The following is a 16,277-nucleotide window of genomic DNA, read 5'->3' as shown; positions in this document are numbered from 1 at the left end:
TCAGGGAGTGGACACACATGAAGAACGATCTGCCGGAAGTCGCCGCGCTCGAAGCGCTGCTGCGCGAGCAGCGCCACGCCTATTTGCGCGCGCCGTATCCGTCGTGGGACACACGTGCTGCGCATCTGAAAGCGCTGCGCAAAGTCATGCTCGACAATCGCGACGCACTCGCCGATGCGATGAACGCCGACTTCGGCAATCGCGCGAAACAGGAAGTGCTGCTCGCGGAATTCCTGCTGGTGAAGGAAGAAATTGACGGCGCGCTACGGCATGGCAAGCGCTGGATGAAATCACAACGCCGCAGCACCAACAAATGGCTGCTGCCGGCGCGCGCGAAAGTCGTGCCGCAACCGCTCGGCGTGGTCGGCATCATCGTGCCGTGGAATTATCCGGTGCTGCTCGCCGTCGGGCCGCTGGTCAGCGCGTTGACCGCCGGCAATCGCGCGATCATCAAAATGTCCGAACTGACGCCGCGCACGTCGGCGCTATTCGAGCAGTTGATCGGCCAGACTTTCGCGCGCGATCACGTCGCGGTGGTGAACGGCGACGCCGCGCTCGCCGCCGCCTTCAGCGCGCAGCCCTTCGATCACTTGCTGTTCACGGGTTCGACCAAGGTCGGTCACGAAGTGATGCGCGCCGCCGCCGAGCATCTGACGCCGGTCACGCTCGAACTGGGCGGCAAGTCGCCGGCCATCATCGGCGCGCATGCGCGTTTCGACAACGCGGTGGACAACCTCATCGCCGGCAAGACGCTCAACGCGGGGCAAACCTGTGTCGCGCCCGATTACGTGCTGGTGCCGCGTGGCAAGGAGCAGGCGTTCGTCGAACGGGCGCGCGCGCGAATGGCGAAGATGTATCCGAATTTCGCCGGCAACCCGGATTACACGTCGATCATTTCGGCGCGCCACTTCGCGCGGCTGGAGCGTCTCGCCGACGAAGCCCAGGCCGCCGGCGCTCAATTGCACGCGCTCACCGACAGTTCGCCCGATGCAACGAGCCGCCGCTTCCCGCTGATCGCCGTCACCAACGCGCCGGACGAATGCGCGCTGATGCAGGAGGAAATTTTCGGGCCGCTGCTGCCTATCGTGTCCTACGACACGCTCGACGACGCGATCGCGTGGATCAACGCCCGGCCGCGTCCGCTCGCGCTGTATCTCTACGCCGACGACACCGCCACCATTGAGCGCGTGACGCACGAAACCATTGCCGGCGGCATGGCGATCAACGAAACGCTGATGCATCTGGCGTGCGAGAGCCTGCCGTTCGGCGGAGTCGGGGCGAGCGGAATGGGCGCGTATCACGGCTACGAAGGCTTCGTGACGTTCTCGAAGATGAAGCCGGTGTTGACACAGGCGCGTCTGAACGCGCGCGGCTGGATTTCGCCGCCGTACGGCAAACGGGTCGACGCGCTGCTCAAACTGATGATGCGGTTCTGACGCTCAGCGCGTCGCCGGTCCACCTTCGATTTCGGTGGCCACCACGTCGATGACATCCGGCGCGTCGGCGTTCGCGGCTGGCGGCGGCTCGTTTTCAGCGCCGCTTTCCAGCCGATGCAGCCACGCGAGCATTTCCGCCACCGCCTGATAAAGCTGCGGCGGAATGCGCGCGTCGAGATCCACCTGCATCAACAGCGAGACCATTTCGGGCGCTTCGTGCACGTACAGGCCGGCTTCCTTGGCACGCTGCACGATCATCTCGGCCAGCATGCCGTAGCCTTTGGCGATCACGCGCGGCGCGGGGTCACTGCCTTGGGCGTCGTAGACGAGCGCGGCCGCGCTGCGGCGATGTTTGCGGCTCATCACATGTCCCAGTCGAAATCGTCGAGCGGCGTGGCTGCGGCGCGACGGCGCACGCCCGCGGTTCGGTTCGCTGCCGAGCCGGCCGCACCGCCCGCCTCCGCCGAACCGGCCGCCGAAGCCGATCGCGCATACGCCGACGCCGCCGCCTGTGCGGCCGCCGCGCCTGCTGCATTTGCGGCGGTGGCGGGCGCGCCGCCGCCGATCTCGCGAATCGTCAAGCCATTCAACTGGATGCCCGCCGCCGCGAGCCGCTGGCGGAAGCTCTCACCCTGCATCGCAAGACGCGCGGCGCCGCCGGGACTCGCCTGCACGCGCGCGACGAGGCGCGTGCCGGTCAGCGTCAGTTCCGCGTCGACGGTGCCGAGCGTCGGCAGCGATAGCGTCAGGCGCGTGCGCCACGGCTGGTCGTCCTCGCTTGCCGTGCCGCCGCCGCTGCGGTCCCATTCGTCGCCTTCCTGTTCGATGGTCCAGTCGAGCTTGGCGCCCGGCCATGCTTCGCCGGTCCAGCGAAACTGCCCGGTCGCGAGCAGATCGAGCTGCTGACGCACCAACGGCACGGTCGCGGGATGAACCGCGGCGGCCATCGGCTGCGAATTCTGCGAGGTGCCGCCGTCGACGGTTTGCGCGGCCGCGTTGTGCAGGCTCGCATGCGCGGGCTGGCCGTTCAGGTCGGACAGGGAACTGGCCAGCACTTCGCCGGCCACGAAACGCGCGGCTTGCGCGTTGGGGATCGAAGGCATCCCGCGAGCGGCGGCGCCGGCGTCTTGCGCGCCGCCGTTCGATGGACCATTCGGCGCCGCACCCATGCCCTGCCGGGCGGACGGATTGGCGGGCGACGCGTCGCCGCCGTCGTTCGCCCAATCGAGCGGCAGTTGCGCGGCAGCGGCAACGAGTTTGTTTTGCGCCTCGCCGGCGAGCGAAGCGGGCGAGCGCTGACCCGCCAGCCATTGCGCCAGATGCGCTTCATAAAAGAGGCCGCTATCGCCGACGGTCTGTTCGAGCGCGGCGGCGAGCGCTGCGACCGGCACCTGGGCCGCCGCGACATTGGCGGTGGCCGCGGTGGCAGCGGTGGTAGCGGCATTCGGATTGGCGGTGGATGCGGTGGAAGCCGTTGCGGCGGCGGACGTGTCGAACAGCGGCAACGCGTCGACTTCGATATCGAGCGCGGGCGCGGCCGGCCAGATCGGCGTCTGGCCGATCACGGCGGGCGTCGCCTCGCCGCCCGAGCGCACGATCGCATTGAGCGTCAGCGCGACGGCGGACAGCGCGGTCTGGGCGGAAGGTTGCGGCGCGGGCGTCTCAATGAGCGCCGGCATGGTCGGCGCGGTTTCGACGCCCGCCGTGCCGGCCTGCGAAGCAGCCGCACTGCCTGGCGCGATATTGAGCAGACTATCGATCCGGCTCGCGAGCACCGAAGCGACAGTCGTGTCGATCCCGTTCATGCCGATTCCTTGGTCACATTGGCGGCGTCGCGCTCAAATAAAGTCAGTCAGCCGGATGGATAGAGGCGCCTCTCGGCGCGCGCGGCGCAACTCAGCGCGCTCCGTACAGCTCCTTGAGCACGCGCGTCGGCCGTCCGGCGAACAGCGCGGACAGATTGGCCATGCGCGGATTCGCCAGATCGCGGATCGCTGCATCGTCGGCGAGGATCTGGCGGATCAGCGCGTACTTGCGCAGACGCTCCGCCTCGTCGAGCTTCACGCCCGTTTCGGCGTCTTTCAGCGCCTCCACCAGATGGCGGTATTCCTCTTGCAGGTGGACCAGATCGTTCCACAGTGCGCGCCGGGCAGCTATCAGCATGCGGCAGGAAATCGCTGCAATCGCCTCGTAACGGGCGAAGTATTCTGCGTTCGATGTCATCTCATGCTTTCCGCGGCGGGCTGGGCTGCCATCCGCGCGATCTCCGGGGCAATCCCGATCCATGCCTCTTCGAGTGTGGCCAGAAGACCGTCCACCTCGACCAGCATCGCCTCGCTTTGTTTTATGTTGGCTTCGAGCAGCCGGCGCGACATATAGCTATACAGCGCGTTCAACCGCTCCGCAATCTCACCGCCCGCCTCGAGGTTGAGCGATTGCTGCAGCCCGCTTTCGACGATCTGAATCGCCTTGCCGACCGCCTCTCCGCGAGCCGGCACATTGCCCTGCTGCAAATGCATGCGCGCCTGCGCGATCGCTTGCCTTGCGCCCTGATACAACATCACGATCAGACGATGCGGACTCGCGCCCATCACCCCTGTCTCGACGCCGACGCGTGCGTACGCATTGGCTCCAGAGTGTCCTGGGGAAAACATCGGCGCTCCTCCTCTCTTGCACTGCGGTTGGTCGTGGCACCTCATCCGGGCACATTGCCGCGCCCCGATCTCTGCCTGTACCTTGTTATCGGAAAGACAGCGGGAAAGCTTTAGGCCAGCGCAAGGAGGATTAAGCGGCCAAATGGTGCAGCCTTCGAGAGCCGCACGGCGCGCACGCGTTCGGGCGGGCGGAACAGCCCTGCCGCCCGAGCCGCGTTCACACCGACATCTGCATGATGTCGTTATAGGCGGACACCAGCTTGTTGCGCACCTGCAGGCCGAACTGGAAGCCCACGTTGGCCTTTTGCATATCGACCATCACGTCGTTGAGCGACACGTTCGACGAGCCGAGTTCGAACGCCTGCGATTCGCCGACCGCCTTGGTCTGATCGCCGCTGATCTTGTCCAGCGAGGCTTTCAGTGCCGACGCAAAGCCGGTGGGCGTCGCCGCGCCGGACGTGTCAGCGACCGTATTGCTGCCGCCGGCCGCTTGCGCCGCCATCGACTGCATCTGTTGCAGCGCCGACGAAAGCGCGTTCACGGGGAAAGTCATGTTTTCTCCAGGGAAGGACGACCGGCATGCCAAACCGTACCGATCTGGACGAAAGCATAGCAGCGGGCCATCCGGGAAAGCCCCGAAACTAGGGGGGAAACCCGGCTCTATTCAAGCAATCGGGTTGAGCCGCGCTGCGGATAATTTCAAGGGTGAAAGTCTCTGTCCGTGCGCCCGCCGACCCTCGGTGCGGTAGCGGGCAGAACGCAAAAGGCATCCCGGAGAAACCCGACGCATGGATTCGTCAGCCAACTCTTTGATCAACCCCGACGCCCGCATGGGCCTAGCCGGCGCGCAGCCAGGCGCCGGTGCCGGCCAGGCCGGCGGCGCAGCAGACCTCGGCGGCCTGGGGAGCAACCTCGGTGGCAACTTCGGTCAGCGCCTGTCCGGCCTCGCGCAAATGCGCGGCAACCCGCGCGCGCCGCTGATTTTCGCGGTGGCGCTGCTGGTCGCCGTGGTGGCGGGGCTGTTCCTGTGGTCGCGGGCGCCTGACTACAAGGTGCTCTACAGCAACCTGTCGGACCGCGACGGCGGCGCCATCATCACGGCGCTTCAGGCAGCCAATATTCCCTACAAGTTCTCCGACGCCGGCGGCGCGATCCTCGTGCCGGCCGAGCAGGTGCATGAAATGCGCCTGCGTCTGGCCTCGCAAGGCTTGCCCAAGAGCGGCTCGGTCGGCTTCGAACTGATGGACAACCAGAAGTTCGGCATCAGCCAGTTCGCCGAGCAGATCAACTATCAGCGCGCGCTGGAAGGCGAACTGGAGCGCACGGTCGAGTCGATTTCGTCGGTGAAGTCGGCGCGCGTGCATCTGGCGATTCCGAAGCCTTCCGTGTTCGTGCGCGACAAGGAAGCGCCGTCGGCCTCCGTGCTGGTGAACCTCTACCCCGGCCGCGCGCTCGACGAAGGCCAAGTGCTGGCGATTACGCATATGGTGTCGTCGGCGGTGCCGGACATGCCGGTGAAAGGCGTGACCATCCTCGATCAGGACGGCAACCTGTTGACGCAGCCGTCCACCGGCAGCGGACTCGACGCCTCGCAATTGAAGTACCGCCAGCAGATCGAACGCAGCACGCAGCAGCGCATCGACGCGATCCTCGCGCCCCTGTTCGGCTCGGGCAACGCGCATTCGCAGGTCAGCGCCGATATCGACTTCTCGCACAGCGAGCAGACCTCGGAAAACTACGGCCCCAACGGCAACCCGCAACAGGCGGCGATCCGCAGCCAGCAATCGAGCAGCGCCACCGAAATGTCGCAAGGCGCGGCCTCGGGCGTGCCGGGCGCGCTGTCGAACCAGCCGCCGCAGCCCGCGTCGGCGCCGATCAACGCGCCCAACGGCGCGAGCGGCGTGACGACCACGCCGGTCAGCGACCGCAAGGACTCCACGACCAACTACGAACTCGACAAGACGGTTCGCCATCTGGAACGGCCGATGGGCGGCATCAAGCGTCTCTCGGTGGCGGTGGTGGTGAACTATCTGCGTGTGGTCGACGCCAAGGGTCACGCCACGATGCAGCCGGTCACCGCCGACAAGCTCGCGCAGGTCAACCAACTGGTGAAGGACGCGATGGGCTTCGACCAGGCGCGCGGCGACTCGGTCAACGTGGTCAACAGCCCGTTCAGCACCGAAGTCGACCCGAACGCCGACCTGCCGTGGTGGCGCACGCCGGACATGATTGCGCTCGCCAAGCAGATCGCGACTTACCTCGGCATAGGCGCGGTCGCCCTGTTCCTCTACTTCGTGATGGTGAAGCCGGCGCTGCGCCGCGCTTTCCCGCCGCCGGAGCCGGCCGCCGTCGCGGCGCTGGCGTCGCCGGACGAGCCGATCCTGCTCGACGGCATTCCCGCCGCCGAGCGCCTGGGCGCGAACGGTAGCAGCAGCGTCGCCGAACTGGAAAGCGACAGCGAGCTGCTGGCGCTCGAAAGCGCCAAGCACAAATATGAGCGGAACCTGGAATTCGCGCGCAGCATCGCGCGTCAGGATCCGAAGATCGTTGCAACCGTCGTGAAAAATTGGGTGTCCGATGAGCGCTGAAGGCGTAATGAAGAGCGCGCTCCTGCTGATGTCGATCGGCGAGGAAGAAGCCGCGCAGGTGTTCAAATTCCTCGGGCCGCGCGAAGTCCAGAAGATCGGCGTCGCGATGGCCGCATTAAAGAGCGTGACCCGCGAGCAGGTCGACGAAGTCCTGCAGCAGTTCGTGCGCGAGGCCGAGCAGCACACCGGTATGTCGCTGGATTCGAACGAATACATCCGTTCGGTGCTGACCAAGGCGCTCGGCGACGACAAGGCCGGCGCGATCATCGACCGGATTCTGCAGGGCAGCGATACCAGCGGTATCGAAGGCCTCAAGTGGATGGATTCCGCGGCGGTCGCCGAACTCATCAAGAACGAGCATCCGCAGATCATCGCGACCATTCTCGTTCACCTGGACCGCGATCAGGCCTCGGAAATCGTCGCCTGCTTCACGGAACGGCTGCGCAACGACGTGCTGCTGCGGATCGCGACGCTCGACGGCATCCAGCCGGCCGCGCTGCGCGAACTCGACGACGTGCTGACCGGCTTGCTGTCCGGCAGCGACAACCTCAAGCGCAGCCCGATGGGCGGCATCCGCACGGCGGCGGAAATTCTCAACTTCATGTCGAGCAATCATGAAGAAGGCGTCATTGAGAACGTTCGCCAATACGATGCGGAACTTGCGCAGAAGATCATTGATCAGATGTTTGTGTTCGAGAACCTGCTCGATCTGGAAGACCGCGCGATCCAGCTGTTGCTGAAGGAAGTCGAGTCCGAGGCGTTGATCATCTCGCTGAAGGGCGCGCCGCCCGCGCTGCGCCAGAAGTTCCTGTCGAACATGTCGCAGCGTGCGGCCGAACTGCTCGCCGAAGACCTCGACGCGCGCGGTCCGGTGCGCGTCTCCGAAGTCGAGACGCAGCAGCGCCGCATCCTGCAGATCGTGCGCAACCTGGCCGAAGGCGGCCAGATCGTTCTAGGCGGCAAGGCCGAAGATGCATATGTCTGATCAGAACTCCGCAGCGAAGGAACGCCTCTCGGCCTACCAGCGCTGGGAGATGGCGTCGTTCGATCCGGTGCCGCCGGCGCCGCCCGAACCCGAAGTCGACGACGGCGCGTTCGAAGCCGAACTCGAACGTCTGCGCGACGCCGCGCATGCACAGGGCATCGCGTCCGGCCATGTGGCCGGTCAGGCGCTCGGTTATCAGGCCGGTTACGACCAGGGCCACGCGCAGGGTTTCGAGCAAGGCCAGAGCGAAGCGCGCGAAGAAGCCGCGCGGCTCGCGGCGCTGGCCGAGACCTTCAAGGCCGCGCTCGACGGCGCTCAGGGCGCGATCTCCGAAACGCTGGTTGCGCTCGCGCTCGACATCGCGCAACAGGTGGTGCGCCAGCACGTGCAGCACGACCCGACCGCGCTGATCGCCGCCGCACGTGAAGTGCTGGCCGCCGAGCCCACGCTGGTCGGCGCACCGGCTTTGATCGTGAGTCCCGCCGATCTGCCGGTTGTCGAAGCTTATTTGATGGAAGAACTGCAAACGCGCGGCTGGACCGTGCGTACCGATCCGGCGGTGGAGCGCGGCGGCTGCCGCGCGCAAGCCAACACCGGTGAAGTGGACGCCGGCATCGATACGCGCTGGGAGCGCGTGGCCGCCGCGCTCGGCAAGGTGAGCACATGGTGAAGCCGACGCTCGAAGAGATCCGCGCAAGCGACCTGACGCCGCTCGAACGCGAACTGGCGCTGGCGTCGTTCGGCGCCGAAGCGCTTGCGGAAGAACCAGCTGCGGTGACACCCGCGGCGGCCGCCGTCGCGGCAATCGAAGCCGCCTTGCGCGATCCGGCCCATGCCCATCCGGCGACGGGCGCCGCCGCGAGCCGCGATGCCGCCGCAGCGAGCCCTGCTTCCGCCGCAGTCGCTCACCCGCCTTACGATCCTGCGCTCGACAGCAACCCGCACATGCAAGCGTGGCGCGGCCGCCTCGACGCATTGCGCGCGCGCAATGCGATCGCCAAGCCGATGCGCGCCTGCGGACGTCTCACGCGCGCGGCCGGTCTGGTGCTCGAAGCCGTGGGCCTGCGTCTGTCCGTGGGCGCCGAAGTGATGATCGAACTGCCGCAAGGCAGTTCGCTGCCGATGGCCGAAGCCGAAGTGGTCGGCTTCTCCGGCGACAAGCTGTTTCTGATGCCGACCACCGAAGTGATCGGCCTCCTCCCGGGCGCGCGCGTTTTTCCGCTCGAAAGCGCGCCGATCGCCGATCCGATGGCGGGCGCCAAACGTCTGCCGGTCGGTTGGGAGTTGCTCGGCCGCGTGCTGGATGCGTCCGGCCGTCCGCTCGACGGACTCGGCCCACTCGGCGCGCATGCCGACGCCCCGCTGTCCGCGCCGGTCATCAATCCGCTGAACCGCGAACCGATTCACAAGGTGCTCGACGTCGGCGTGCGCGCGATCAACGCATTGTTGACCGTCGGCCGTGGCCAGCGCATGGGGCTGTTCGCCGGCTCGGGCGTCGGTAAATCCGTGCTGCTCGGCACGATGGCGCGCTACACCAGCGCCGAAGTGATCGTGATCGGCCTGATCGGCGAACGCGGCCGCGAAGTGAAGGAATTCATCGAGCAGATTCTCGGCGAGGAAGGGTTGGCGCGCTCAGTCGTGATCGCCGCGCCCGCCGACGTCTCGCCGCTGCTGCGCATGCAGGCCGCGTCGTATTCGACCTCGCTTGCCGAGTATTTTCGCGACCAGGGCAAGCACGTGCTGCTGCTGATGGACTCGCTGACCCGCTATGCGATGGCGCAGCGCGAGATCGCGCTGGCCGTGGGCGAGCCGCCTGCCACCAAGGGCTACCCGCCTTCGGTGTTCGCCAAGCTGCCGGCGCTCGTCGAACGCACCGGCAACGGTCCGGCGGGCGGCGGTTCGATCACCGCGTTCTATACGGTGCTGACCGAGGGCGACGACCAGCAGGATCCGATCGCCGACTCGGCGCGGGCGATTCTGGACGGCCACATCGTGCTGTCGCGCTCGCTGGCTGAAGCCGGTCACTATCCGGCCATCGACATCGAAGCGTCGATTAGCCGGGCAATGACCGCGCTGATCGACGATAACCATCTGGACAAGACGCGTATGTTCAAGCAGATGCTGTCGCGCTATCAGCGCAACCGCGATCTGATCAACGTCGGCGCGTATTCGAGCGGGCGCGACGCGCTGCTCGACCGCGCGATTGCGCTGTATCCGCGGATGGAAGCCTTTTTGCAGCAAGGTTTTCGCGAGTGCGCAAACTTTGAACCGAGTCTCGAGATGCTGGACGCGCTGTTTGCCCAAGGAGGCTGACGATGGCGAAACACTTTCCGATCAAGACCCTTATCGGCCTGGCTCAGGACGATGTGGACGCCGCCGCGCAACGTCTGGGCCGCGCGCAGCGCGAGCGCAACGACGTGCAGTCGCAGCTCGACGCCCTTGTCCAGTACCGCGACGAATATCACGCGCGCTTCACCGCGACTGCCCAGACCGGCATGCCCGCGGGAAACATGCGCAATTTCCAGGCATTCATCGACACGCTCGACGCCGCCATCGAGCAGCAGCGCAATTTGCTGGTGACGGCCAATGCGCGCGTCGAGGCCGCCAAGCCCGACTGGCAGCGTCAGAAGCAGAAGCTGGGCTCGTACGAAGTGCTGCAGGCGCGCGGCGAAGCCGCCGAAGCCAAAACCACGGCGCGGCGCGACCAGCGCGACGCCGACGAACACGCCGCCCGGATTCTGCGGATGCGCGCCGAAGGCGCGTGACGCGCATCTGGCGCATGAGCGCCATCTCGATTGACTGAACACCTCGTTTGACCGATTGACAGGATTCCCTATGTCGCTTCTTTCACAGATCGGCTCGCTGCTCGGCTCCGCCAGCAGCACGTCCACCAGCGCGGCCATGGCCGCTGCGGCGAATGCCAAACCGTTCTCGCAATCCTTGCAGCAGAGCATTGACCAGCAGAACAGCGCGGCTGCGTTGAGCGCGAGCCAGCAGCAGGCTGCGGCTGCGGCCGCGGCGTCTTCTGGAGCGTCGCCGTCTGCGTCGAGCGTGCACGACGCGCCGCCGCCGGCCGACCCCGCGCCGAAGAGCGCGGACGACGCAAGCAGCAAGGACACGAGCAAGCCGACGAACTCGGCTTCGTCCACGGCATCGTCGGGCGAGACGCAACAGGCTTCGACCGACAAGACGAACGCCGCGCCGGCAAAAACCGGCAACACCGCGAGCCAGACCGACGCCGGCACGGCGGCGGCGGCCGCTGCCGCTCAAGCGCAGGCTCAAGCTCAAGCCGACACGAACAACGCCAGCACGCCGACAGCCACTGACCCGGCCACGGCTCTGACCGACGCCGCGACCGCGCTGCCCGGCACGACCACGGACGCCACGACGGGCGGCACGCCGGGCAAGAAAACCGCCGCCACCGATCCGAAGTCATTGCAAGACGCGTTGCAGGCGGCGCTGGCCGCGTTGGCGAATGGTCAAGGCGTTCCCGCGCAAGCGTTGGCGAGTGGCGCCGCCGCGAACGCCGCGACCTCGGCAAACGGCTTGAACGGTACGAACGGTGGACTGAACGGCACAGCCGACGGCAAGACGTTGGCGGCCGGCCTGTTTGGCGACGGCAAGGGGTCGACTGCATCGAAAGCCGCGATGACGACGGCGGCGACGACCGTGGCCGATCCATCAGCGGCCGCAAAAGCTGCGGCGGACGCATTGACGGCAACGGCGACCGGCGGCACGCAAGCCGACGACCTGGCCTCTTTCAAGAGCGCGGCGGATGCCGCAACAGCGGCGTTAGCCGCCTCGCAGGCGGCCGCGAGCGCGGCGAGCACGACGGCGGCCGTCCAGACCACGGGCAACGCTGGCGCGGCGGAAGCGGCGAATACGTTATCGCCGCAGGTCGGCACGACTGACTGGGAGGACGCGTTGAGCCAGAAGGTGGTGTTTCTGTCGAACGCACATTCGCAGAGCGCAGAGTTGACTTTGAATCCGAAGGATCTGGGTCCGCTACAGGTTGTCTTGCAGGTTGCCGATAACCATGCACATGCGTTGTTCGTGTCGCAGCACCAGTCTGTGCGCGAAGCCGTCGAAGCCGCGCTGCCAAAGTTACGCGAGGCGATGGAATCCAACGGCATTGGTTTGGGAAGCGCGAGCGTCAGCGACGGCTTTGCGCGCCAGAGCGGCCAGCAGCAGAGTGCCGACTCCGGCCGTTCCGGCGGCCGCTCGAGCGGCGGGAGCGGATCGTTTGGCGGCGGCAGCGGCGACGCGGTGGCCTCGACGGTCAACGTCCCCGTACGCCGCACGGTAGGCCTGGTCGACACATTCGCGTGAATTTCGACGCCCGGGCAGCGGCGTCCGCCGCGCCAGGACGAACACAAGCCGCACCTCGATTGCGGACGATTAGACATCGGCGCCCTCAAAAGGGCGCCGATTTGCGTCCAGCGACGGGGAGATCAACCGCGACGGCGCGCGAAGCGCCGCCGGAAGAATGACTGCTTTGTCACTGACGCGGAGTGTGCGAGAGCACGGATTCCAGATGGACCACGAGCGCGACTGCGCGAGGGACCCGCTTATGGGCTAGCGGTGTGAAGCGGCTTTCTTTGCCTACTTTCTTTGCCGCGGCAAAGAAAGTAGGTGCCGCCCCGCACAGGGGCAACGCTAATAGACCACGAGCAAATCAAGGAAAGGCCAAAGAAGAAGCAAAAACAAGAGATAACCAACAATCCCCCTTCTTTTCGGCCCATCGCGCAGCGACCAAATCAACAACAATCACCATCACCAGCACTAAAGGCAAGCAAAGCGAACCAAATGGCAACCACGACCGCACCTCAACAAGCCGCGCCGGCGTCTCCCGGCCCGATGAAGCGCATCATCCTGATCGTGCTGATTGCGATCATTGCCGCTGGCGCAGCAGGCGCGGGCGTCTGGTTCTTCATGTCGAAGCGGGCCCCGGCCGCGACTTCGGCTGAAGCAGCGCCGCCGCCGGCTCCAGCACCGCTGTTCTTCCCGCTCGAATCCATGACGGTGAACCTGCAATCGGATGACGGCCAGCAGCATTTCCTGCGCATCGGCCTGACGCTAAAACTCACCGACGCCAAGACGCAGCAAGAACTGACCGACCACATGCCCGAAGTGCGCAGCCGCATCCTGCTGGCATTGTCGAACAAGCACCCTGACGAACTCGCGCCGCTCGAAGGCAAGCGCGCCCTCGCCACGGAACTGCGCACGCTGATCGAGCAGCCGACCGACAAGGGCGCCGCGCCGATCCACGTCCAGGACGTGCTGTTCACCGAATTCGTCGTGCAGTGACGCCGGACGTGACGTTAATCAGCGCTGCCATCATCAACCGCCACGGGACGCACGAGGAATAAGGAATGGGCCACGAAGAGTTCATGTCCCAGGAGGAGGTCGATGCCCTCCTCAAGGGCGTAACCGGCGAAACCGATTCGGAAGCCGAGCAAAGCGACCGTGTAGGCGTACGGCCCTACAACATCGCGACGCAGGAACGCATCGTCCGTGGCCGGATGCCCGGCCTCGAAATCATCAACGACCGTTTCGCGCGCTTGTTGCGCGTGGGCATTTTCAACTTCATGCGGCGCTCGGCGGAAATCTCCGTCGGCCCGGTGAAGGTGCAGAAGTACAGCGAATTCACCCGCAACCTGCCGATCCCGACCAACCTGAACCTGGTCCACGTGAAGCCGTTGCGCGGCACCTCGCTGTTCGTGTTCGATCCGAACCTGGTGTTCTTCGTGGTCGATAACCTGTTTGGCGGCGACGGGCGTTTCCATACCCGTGTCGAAGGGCGCGACTTTACGCAGACCGAGCAGCGCATCATCAACAAGCTGCTGAACCTGGTGTTCGACAACTACACGGCGTCATGGAAAAGCGTGCGCCCGCTGCAGTTCGAATACGTGCGCTCGGAAATGCACACGCAGTTCGCCAACGTGGCGACGCCGAACGAAATCGTCATCGTCACGCAGTTCTCGATCGAGTTCGGCACGACGGGCGGCACGCTGCATATCTGCATGCCGTACTCGATGATCGAACCGATCCGCGACATCCTCTCGTCGCCGATCCAGGGCGAGGCGCTCGAAGTCGACCGCCGCTGGGTCCGCGTGCTGTCGCAGCAGGTGCAGGCAGCAGAAGTGGAACTGACCGCCGACCTCGCGCAGGTGCCGGTCACGTTCGAACAGATCCTGAACATGCGCAAAGGCGATGTTCTGCCGATCAACATCCCCGAACACATCACGGCGAAAGTCGACGGTGTGCCGGTGATGGAATGCGGCTACGGAATTTTCAATGGTCAGTATGCGTTGCGGGTCCAGAAAATGATCAGCGCAGCCGAAACGATGAAGGAAGGTGGATATGAGTGACCTGAACGCAAAGACTGAGGCCGAACTGGCCGCTGGCGCGCCGCAATTTGCCGCCGACGCAGCCGCCGCCGAAGACGAAGCGGCGATGGCGGACTGGGCCAGCGCGCTGGCCGAGCAGAACGACAATTCGGAAGTCAGCGCGACGACGGCCGGCGTGTTCCAGCCGCTGTCGAAGGTCGAGCCGACCACGACGCGCAACGACATCGATATGATCCTGGACATTCCTGTTCAGATGACCGTCGAGCTCGGCCGCACCAAGATCGCGATCCGCAACCTGCTGCAACTCGCGCAGGGTTCGGTGGTGGAACTGGACGGCATGGCCGGCGAACCGATGGACGTGCTGGTGAACGGCTGCCTGATCGCGCAGGGCGAAGTGGTGGTGGTGAACGACAAGTTCGGTATCCGTCTGACCGACATCATTACGCCGTCCGAACGTATCCGGAAATTGAATCGATGAATCGCGTCGCCGGTCGCGCCGTGTCGCGCACTGTTCTGAATCGCGCTGCACGGGCGGCGAATGTCGTCGTGGCCGCATGCTTCACTGCATCGATCTTCACGCTGCTCGCACCTTCGGCCGCTCTCGCGGCGGACATGAACGCGGTCAACAACGCGGCGAAGATCGCCTCGGGCGTCGGCGCGGGTTCTGCTGTTCCGGCGCTCGGCGTCGGCGCGGTATTGCAAACCGTTGTCGGGCTGCTGGTCGTGATCGGTCTGGTGTTCGGTTGCGCGTGGCTCGCGCGCCGCTTCGGCTTGCAGCCGGCGAACCGCGGCGGTCTCGTGAAGACCATCGGCGGCGCCTCGCTCGGCGGCAAGGAGCGGGTCGCGGTGGTCGAAATCGGCGATATGTGGCTCGTGCTCGGCACGGCGCCCGGCAATGTCCGTCTGCTTCACACGATGCCGGCAGGCTCGGCCGCCGTCGATCCGCTCGGCGCCACGCAGGCCGGCCCCGCAAGCGCGCCTGCTGCCGGCACGGCACTGCCGGGCACCTTCGGTCAACGTTTTCGCGACGCTTTAAAAGGCGAAGTGGGCAAACGTTTCAACGGGCAAGGCGGCGGGGTTCGGTAATGCAGTTCAGTCTCTCTTCGGCGCGTCACGCGCAATCCGCTCGCATGTCCAGCACCCTTTTGAAAGTGATTTCGGCCATGCGCCGCGTGGCGCCTGTCACCCCGTTCGCACTGGCGGCGTTGATGCTCGCACTGCCGACCCTGTCGTTCGCGCAGACTGCGGGCCTGCCGGCCTTTAACACGAGCCCCGGCCCGAACGGCGGCACGACCTACTCGCTGAGCGTGCAGACGATGCTGCTGCTCACGATGCTGTCGTTCCTGCCGGCGATGGTGCTGATGATGACCAGCTTCACGCGCATCATCATCGTGCTCTCGCTGCTACGCCAGGCGCTCGGCACGACCACGACGCCGCCTAATCAGGTACTCGTCGGACTCGCGCTGTTCCTTACGCTGTTCGTGATGTCGCCGGTGCTCGACAAGGCCTATACCGACGGCTACAAGCCATTCTCCGACGGCACGATCCCGATGGAGACCGCCGTCAACCGCGGCCTCGCGCCGTTCAAGACGTTCATGCTTCGCCAGACTCGCGAAAGCGATCTCGCGTTGTTCGCGCGGATTTCGCACGCCGCGCCGATGCAAGGTCCGGAAGACGTGCCGCTGTCGCTGCTGGTGCCCTCGTTCGTGACGAGCGAGCTGAAAACCGGCTTCCAGATCGGCTTCACGATTTTCATTCCGTTCCTCATCATCGACATGGTGGTGGCGAGCGTGCTGATGTCGATGGGTATGATGATGGTGTCGCCCGCGACCATTTCGCTGCCGTTCAAGTTGATGCTGTTCGTGCTGGTGGACGGCTGGCAGTTGCTGCTCGGCTCGCTCGCACAGAGCTTCGTTTAACGCGTTTTTTTACCGCGGTTTTAGTCGCGCCCGCGCCCTTCACGCTTTCGGTCCCATCGCCATGAATCAAGAATCCGTCATGACGCTCGCGCACCAGGCCATGTATGTCGGCCTGCTGCTCGCCGCGCCGTTGCTGCTGGTCGCGCTGGTGGTCGGCCTGGTGGTAAGCCTGTTCCAGGCCGCCACGCAGATCAACGAAAGCACGCTGTCGTTCATTCCGAAACTGCTCGCGATCGCCGTCACGATGGTGATCGCCGGTCCGTGGATGCTCACGACCATGCTCGACTATCTGCGTCAGACGCTCACCAACATTCCGACGCTCGTCAACTGAGCGGCGCGCCGGTT

18 protein-coding genes are annotated in these 16,277 nt (G+C 65.6%); 13 read left to right on the top strand and 5 right to left on the bottom strand.

The window, feature by feature from the left end; genetic code table 11:
- Positions 1 to 17 precede the first annotated feature (17 nt).
- Positions 18 to 1,436, top strand: coding sequence for a coniferyl aldehyde dehydrogenase (locus tag ACFSNN_RS26850; RefSeq protein WP_134457577.1), 1,419 nt, complete (start codon positions 18 to 20; stop codon positions 1,434 to 1,436).
- 3 nt (positions 1,437 to 1,439) lie between these two features.
- On the opposite strand, the gene ACFSNN_RS26845 is transcribed toward ACFSNN_RS26850, so the two are convergent.
- The 5 genes from ACFSNN_RS26845 to fliE form a co-directional block, all read right to left on the bottom strand.
- On the bottom strand, positions 1,440 to 1,799 hold the full coding sequence (locus ACFSNN_RS26845) for an EscU/YscU/HrcU family type III secretion system export apparatus switch protein (RefSeq protein WP_012434681.1): 360 nt from the start codon (positions 1,797 to 1,799) through the stop codon (positions 1,440 to 1,442).
- Positions 1,799 to 3,241: a flagellar hook-length control protein FliK gene (gene fliK / locus ACFSNN_RS26840; protein ID WP_134457576.1), complete on the bottom strand. Its 1,443-nt coding sequence runs from the start codon at positions 3,239 to 3,241 to the stop codon at positions 1,799 to 1,801. The genes ACFSNN_RS26845 and fliK overlap by 1 nt, the downstream gene beginning before the upstream one ends.
- Positions 3,242 to 3,332: 91 nt before the next feature.
- A complete protein-coding gene (locus ACFSNN_RS26835; protein WP_012434683.1) occupies positions 3,333 to 3,659 on the bottom strand; it encodes a flagellar protein FliT in 327 nt (108 codons plus the stop codon).
- Positions 3,656 to 4,090 (bottom strand): flagellar export chaperone FliS, encoded by a 435-nt coding sequence (gene fliS, locus ACFSNN_RS26830; protein WP_012434684.1) that lies wholly within the window; start codon positions 4,088 to 4,090, stop codon positions 3,656 to 3,658. Before fliS ends, ACFSNN_RS26835 begins: the two co-directional genes overlap by 4 nt.
- A 217-nt stretch (positions 4,091 to 4,307) precedes the next feature.
- On the bottom strand, positions 4,308 to 4,643 hold the full coding sequence (gene fliE / locus ACFSNN_RS26825) for a flagellar hook-basal body complex protein FliE (RefSeq protein WP_012434685.1): 336 nt from the start codon (positions 4,641 to 4,643) through the stop codon (positions 4,308 to 4,310).
- 235 nt (positions 4,644 to 4,878) lie between these two features.
- On the opposite strand from fliE, the gene fliF reads away from it, so the two are divergent.
- The 12 genes from fliF (at position 4,879) to fliQ (ending at position 16,263) form a co-directional block, all read left to right on the top strand.
- Complete coding sequence (fliF, locus tag ACFSNN_RS26820; protein ID WP_134457575.1) at positions 4,879 to 6,678, top strand: flagellar basal-body MS-ring/collar protein FliF; 1,800 nt, start codon at positions 4,879 to 4,881, stop codon at positions 6,676 to 6,678.
- Positions 6,668 to 7,663, top strand: a complete 996-nt coding sequence (gene fliG / locus ACFSNN_RS26815) for a flagellar motor switch protein FliG (RefSeq protein WP_134457574.1) — start codon at positions 6,668 to 6,670, stop codon at positions 7,661 to 7,663. The genes fliF and fliG overlap by 11 nt, the downstream gene beginning before the upstream one ends.
- On the top strand, positions 7,650 to 8,333 hold the full coding sequence (gene fliH / locus ACFSNN_RS26810) for a flagellar assembly protein FliH (RefSeq protein WP_012434687.1): 684 nt from the start codon (positions 7,650 to 7,652) through the stop codon (positions 8,331 to 8,333). Before fliG ends, fliH begins: the two co-directional genes overlap by 14 nt.
- The gene (gene fliI / locus ACFSNN_RS26805) at positions 8,327 to 9,976 is read left to right on the top strand and encodes a flagellar protein export ATPase FliI (protein ID WP_012434688.1); all 1,650 of its coding nucleotides are present in this window, start codon (positions 8,327 to 8,329) and stop codon (positions 9,974 to 9,976) included. The genes fliH and fliI overlap by 7 nt, the downstream gene beginning before the upstream one ends.
- A gap of 2 nt (positions 9,977 to 9,978) precedes the next feature.
- Positions 9,979 to 10,428, top strand: a complete 450-nt coding sequence (gene fliJ, locus ACFSNN_RS26800) for a flagellar export protein FliJ (protein WP_106284820.1) — start codon at positions 9,979 to 9,981, stop codon at positions 10,426 to 10,428.
- A gap of 70 nt (positions 10,429 to 10,498) precedes the next feature.
- Complete coding sequence (locus ACFSNN_RS26795) at positions 10,499 to 11,992, top strand: flagellar hook-length control protein FliK (protein ID WP_134457573.1); 1,494 nt, start codon at positions 10,499 to 10,501, stop codon at positions 11,990 to 11,992.
- 477 nt (positions 11,993 to 12,469) lie between these two features.
- Positions 12,470 to 12,970 (top strand): flagellar basal body-associated protein FliL, encoded by a 501-nt coding sequence (gene fliL / locus ACFSNN_RS26790; protein ID WP_134459078.1) that lies wholly within the window; start codon positions 12,470 to 12,472, stop codon positions 12,968 to 12,970.
- Positions 12,971 to 13,035: 65 nt separating this feature from the next.
- Entirely contained in the window at positions 13,036 to 14,034 is a 999-nt protein-coding gene (gene fliM, locus ACFSNN_RS26785) for a flagellar motor switch protein FliM (RefSeq protein ID WP_012434692.1), read from the top strand.
- A complete protein-coding gene (gene fliN, locus ACFSNN_RS26780; RefSeq protein ID WP_106303379.1) occupies positions 14,027 to 14,491 on the top strand; it encodes a flagellar motor switch protein FliN in 465 nt (154 codons plus the stop codon). The genes fliM and fliN overlap by 8 nt, the downstream gene beginning before the upstream one ends.
- Complete coding sequence (fliO, locus tag ACFSNN_RS26775; protein ID WP_208949495.1) at positions 14,488 to 15,099, top strand: flagellar biosynthetic protein FliO; 612 nt, start codon at positions 14,488 to 14,490, stop codon at positions 15,097 to 15,099. The genes fliN and fliO overlap by 4 nt, the downstream gene beginning before the upstream one ends.
- Positions 15,099 to 15,932, top strand: coding sequence for a flagellar type III secretion system pore protein FliP (fliP, locus tag ACFSNN_RS26770; protein ID WP_134457572.1), 834 nt, complete (start codon positions 15,099 to 15,101; stop codon positions 15,930 to 15,932). The genes fliO and fliP overlap by 1 nt, the downstream gene beginning before the upstream one ends.
- Positions 15,933 to 15,993: 61 nt before the next feature.
- Positions 15,994 to 16,263: a flagellar biosynthesis protein FliQ gene (gene fliQ, locus ACFSNN_RS26765; RefSeq protein ID WP_011490196.1), complete on the top strand. Its 270-nt coding sequence runs from the start codon at positions 15,994 to 15,996 to the stop codon at positions 16,261 to 16,263.
- The last annotated feature ends 14 nt before the right edge of the window (positions 16,264 to 16,277 follow it).

Source organism: Paraburkholderia dipogonis (assembly GCF_042680985.1).
Lineage (GTDB): Bacteria > Pseudomonadota > Gammaproteobacteria > Burkholderiales > Burkholderiaceae > Paraburkholderia > Paraburkholderia phytofirmans.
This window is presented reverse-complemented; position numbering and strand designations above follow the sequence as displayed.

Bases quoted from the DNA above. Each gene is read 5' to 3' on its own strand.
- ACFSNN_RS26850 (WP_134457577.1), top strand. From the start codon at position 18: ATGAAGAACGATCTGCCGGAAGTCGCCGCGCTCGAAGCGCTGCTGCGC.
- ACFSNN_RS26845 (WP_012434681.1), bottom strand. From the start codon at position 1,799: ATGAGCCGCAAACATCGCCGCAGCGCGGCCGCGCTCGTCTACGACGCC.
- fliK (WP_134457576.1), bottom strand. From the start codon at position 3,241: ATGAACGGGATCGACACGACTGTCGCTTCGGTGCTCGCGAGCCGGATC.
- ACFSNN_RS26835 (WP_012434683.1), bottom strand. From the start codon at position 3,659: ATGACATCGAACGCAGAATACTTCGCCCGTTACGAGGCGATTGCAGCG.
- fliS (WP_012434684.1), bottom strand. From the start codon at position 4,090: ATGTTTTCCCCAGGACACTCTGGAGCCAATGCGTACGCACGCGTCGGC.
- fliE (WP_012434685.1), bottom strand. From the start codon at position 4,643: ATGACTTTCCCCGTGAACGCGCTTTCGTCGGCGCTGCAACAGATGCAG.
- fliF (WP_134457575.1), top strand. From the start codon at position 4,879: ATGGATTCGTCAGCCAACTCTTTGATCAACCCCGACGCCCGCATGGGC.
- fliG (WP_134457574.1), top strand. From the start codon at position 6,668: ATGAGCGCTGAAGGCGTAATGAAGAGCGCGCTCCTGCTGATGTCGATC.
- fliH (WP_012434687.1), top strand. From the start codon at position 7,650: ATGCATATGTCTGATCAGAACTCCGCAGCGAAGGAACGCCTCTCGGCC.
- fliI (WP_012434688.1), top strand. From the start codon at position 8,327: ATGGTGAAGCCGACGCTCGAAGAGATCCGCGCAAGCGACCTGACGCCG.
- fliJ (WP_106284820.1), top strand. From the start codon at position 9,979: ATGGCGAAACACTTTCCGATCAAGACCCTTATCGGCCTGGCTCAGGAC.
- ACFSNN_RS26795 (WP_134457573.1), top strand. From the start codon at position 10,499: ATGTCGCTTCTTTCACAGATCGGCTCGCTGCTCGGCTCCGCCAGCAGC.
- fliL (WP_134459078.1), top strand. From the start codon at position 12,470: ATGGCAACCACGACCGCACCTCAACAAGCCGCGCCGGCGTCTCCCGGC.
- fliM (WP_012434692.1), top strand. From the start codon at position 13,036: ATGGGCCACGAAGAGTTCATGTCCCAGGAGGAGGTCGATGCCCTCCTC.
- fliN (WP_106303379.1), top strand. From the start codon at position 14,027: ATGAGTGACCTGAACGCAAAGACTGAGGCCGAACTGGCCGCTGGCGCG.
- fliO (WP_208949495.1), top strand. From the start codon at position 14,488: ATGAATCGCGTCGCCGGTCGCGCCGTGTCGCGCACTGTTCTGAATCGC.
- fliP (WP_134457572.1), top strand. From the start codon at position 15,099: ATGCAGTTCAGTCTCTCTTCGGCGCGTCACGCGCAATCCGCTCGCATG.
- fliQ (WP_011490196.1), top strand. From the start codon at position 15,994: ATGAATCAAGAATCCGTCATGACGCTCGCGCACCAGGCCATGTATGTC.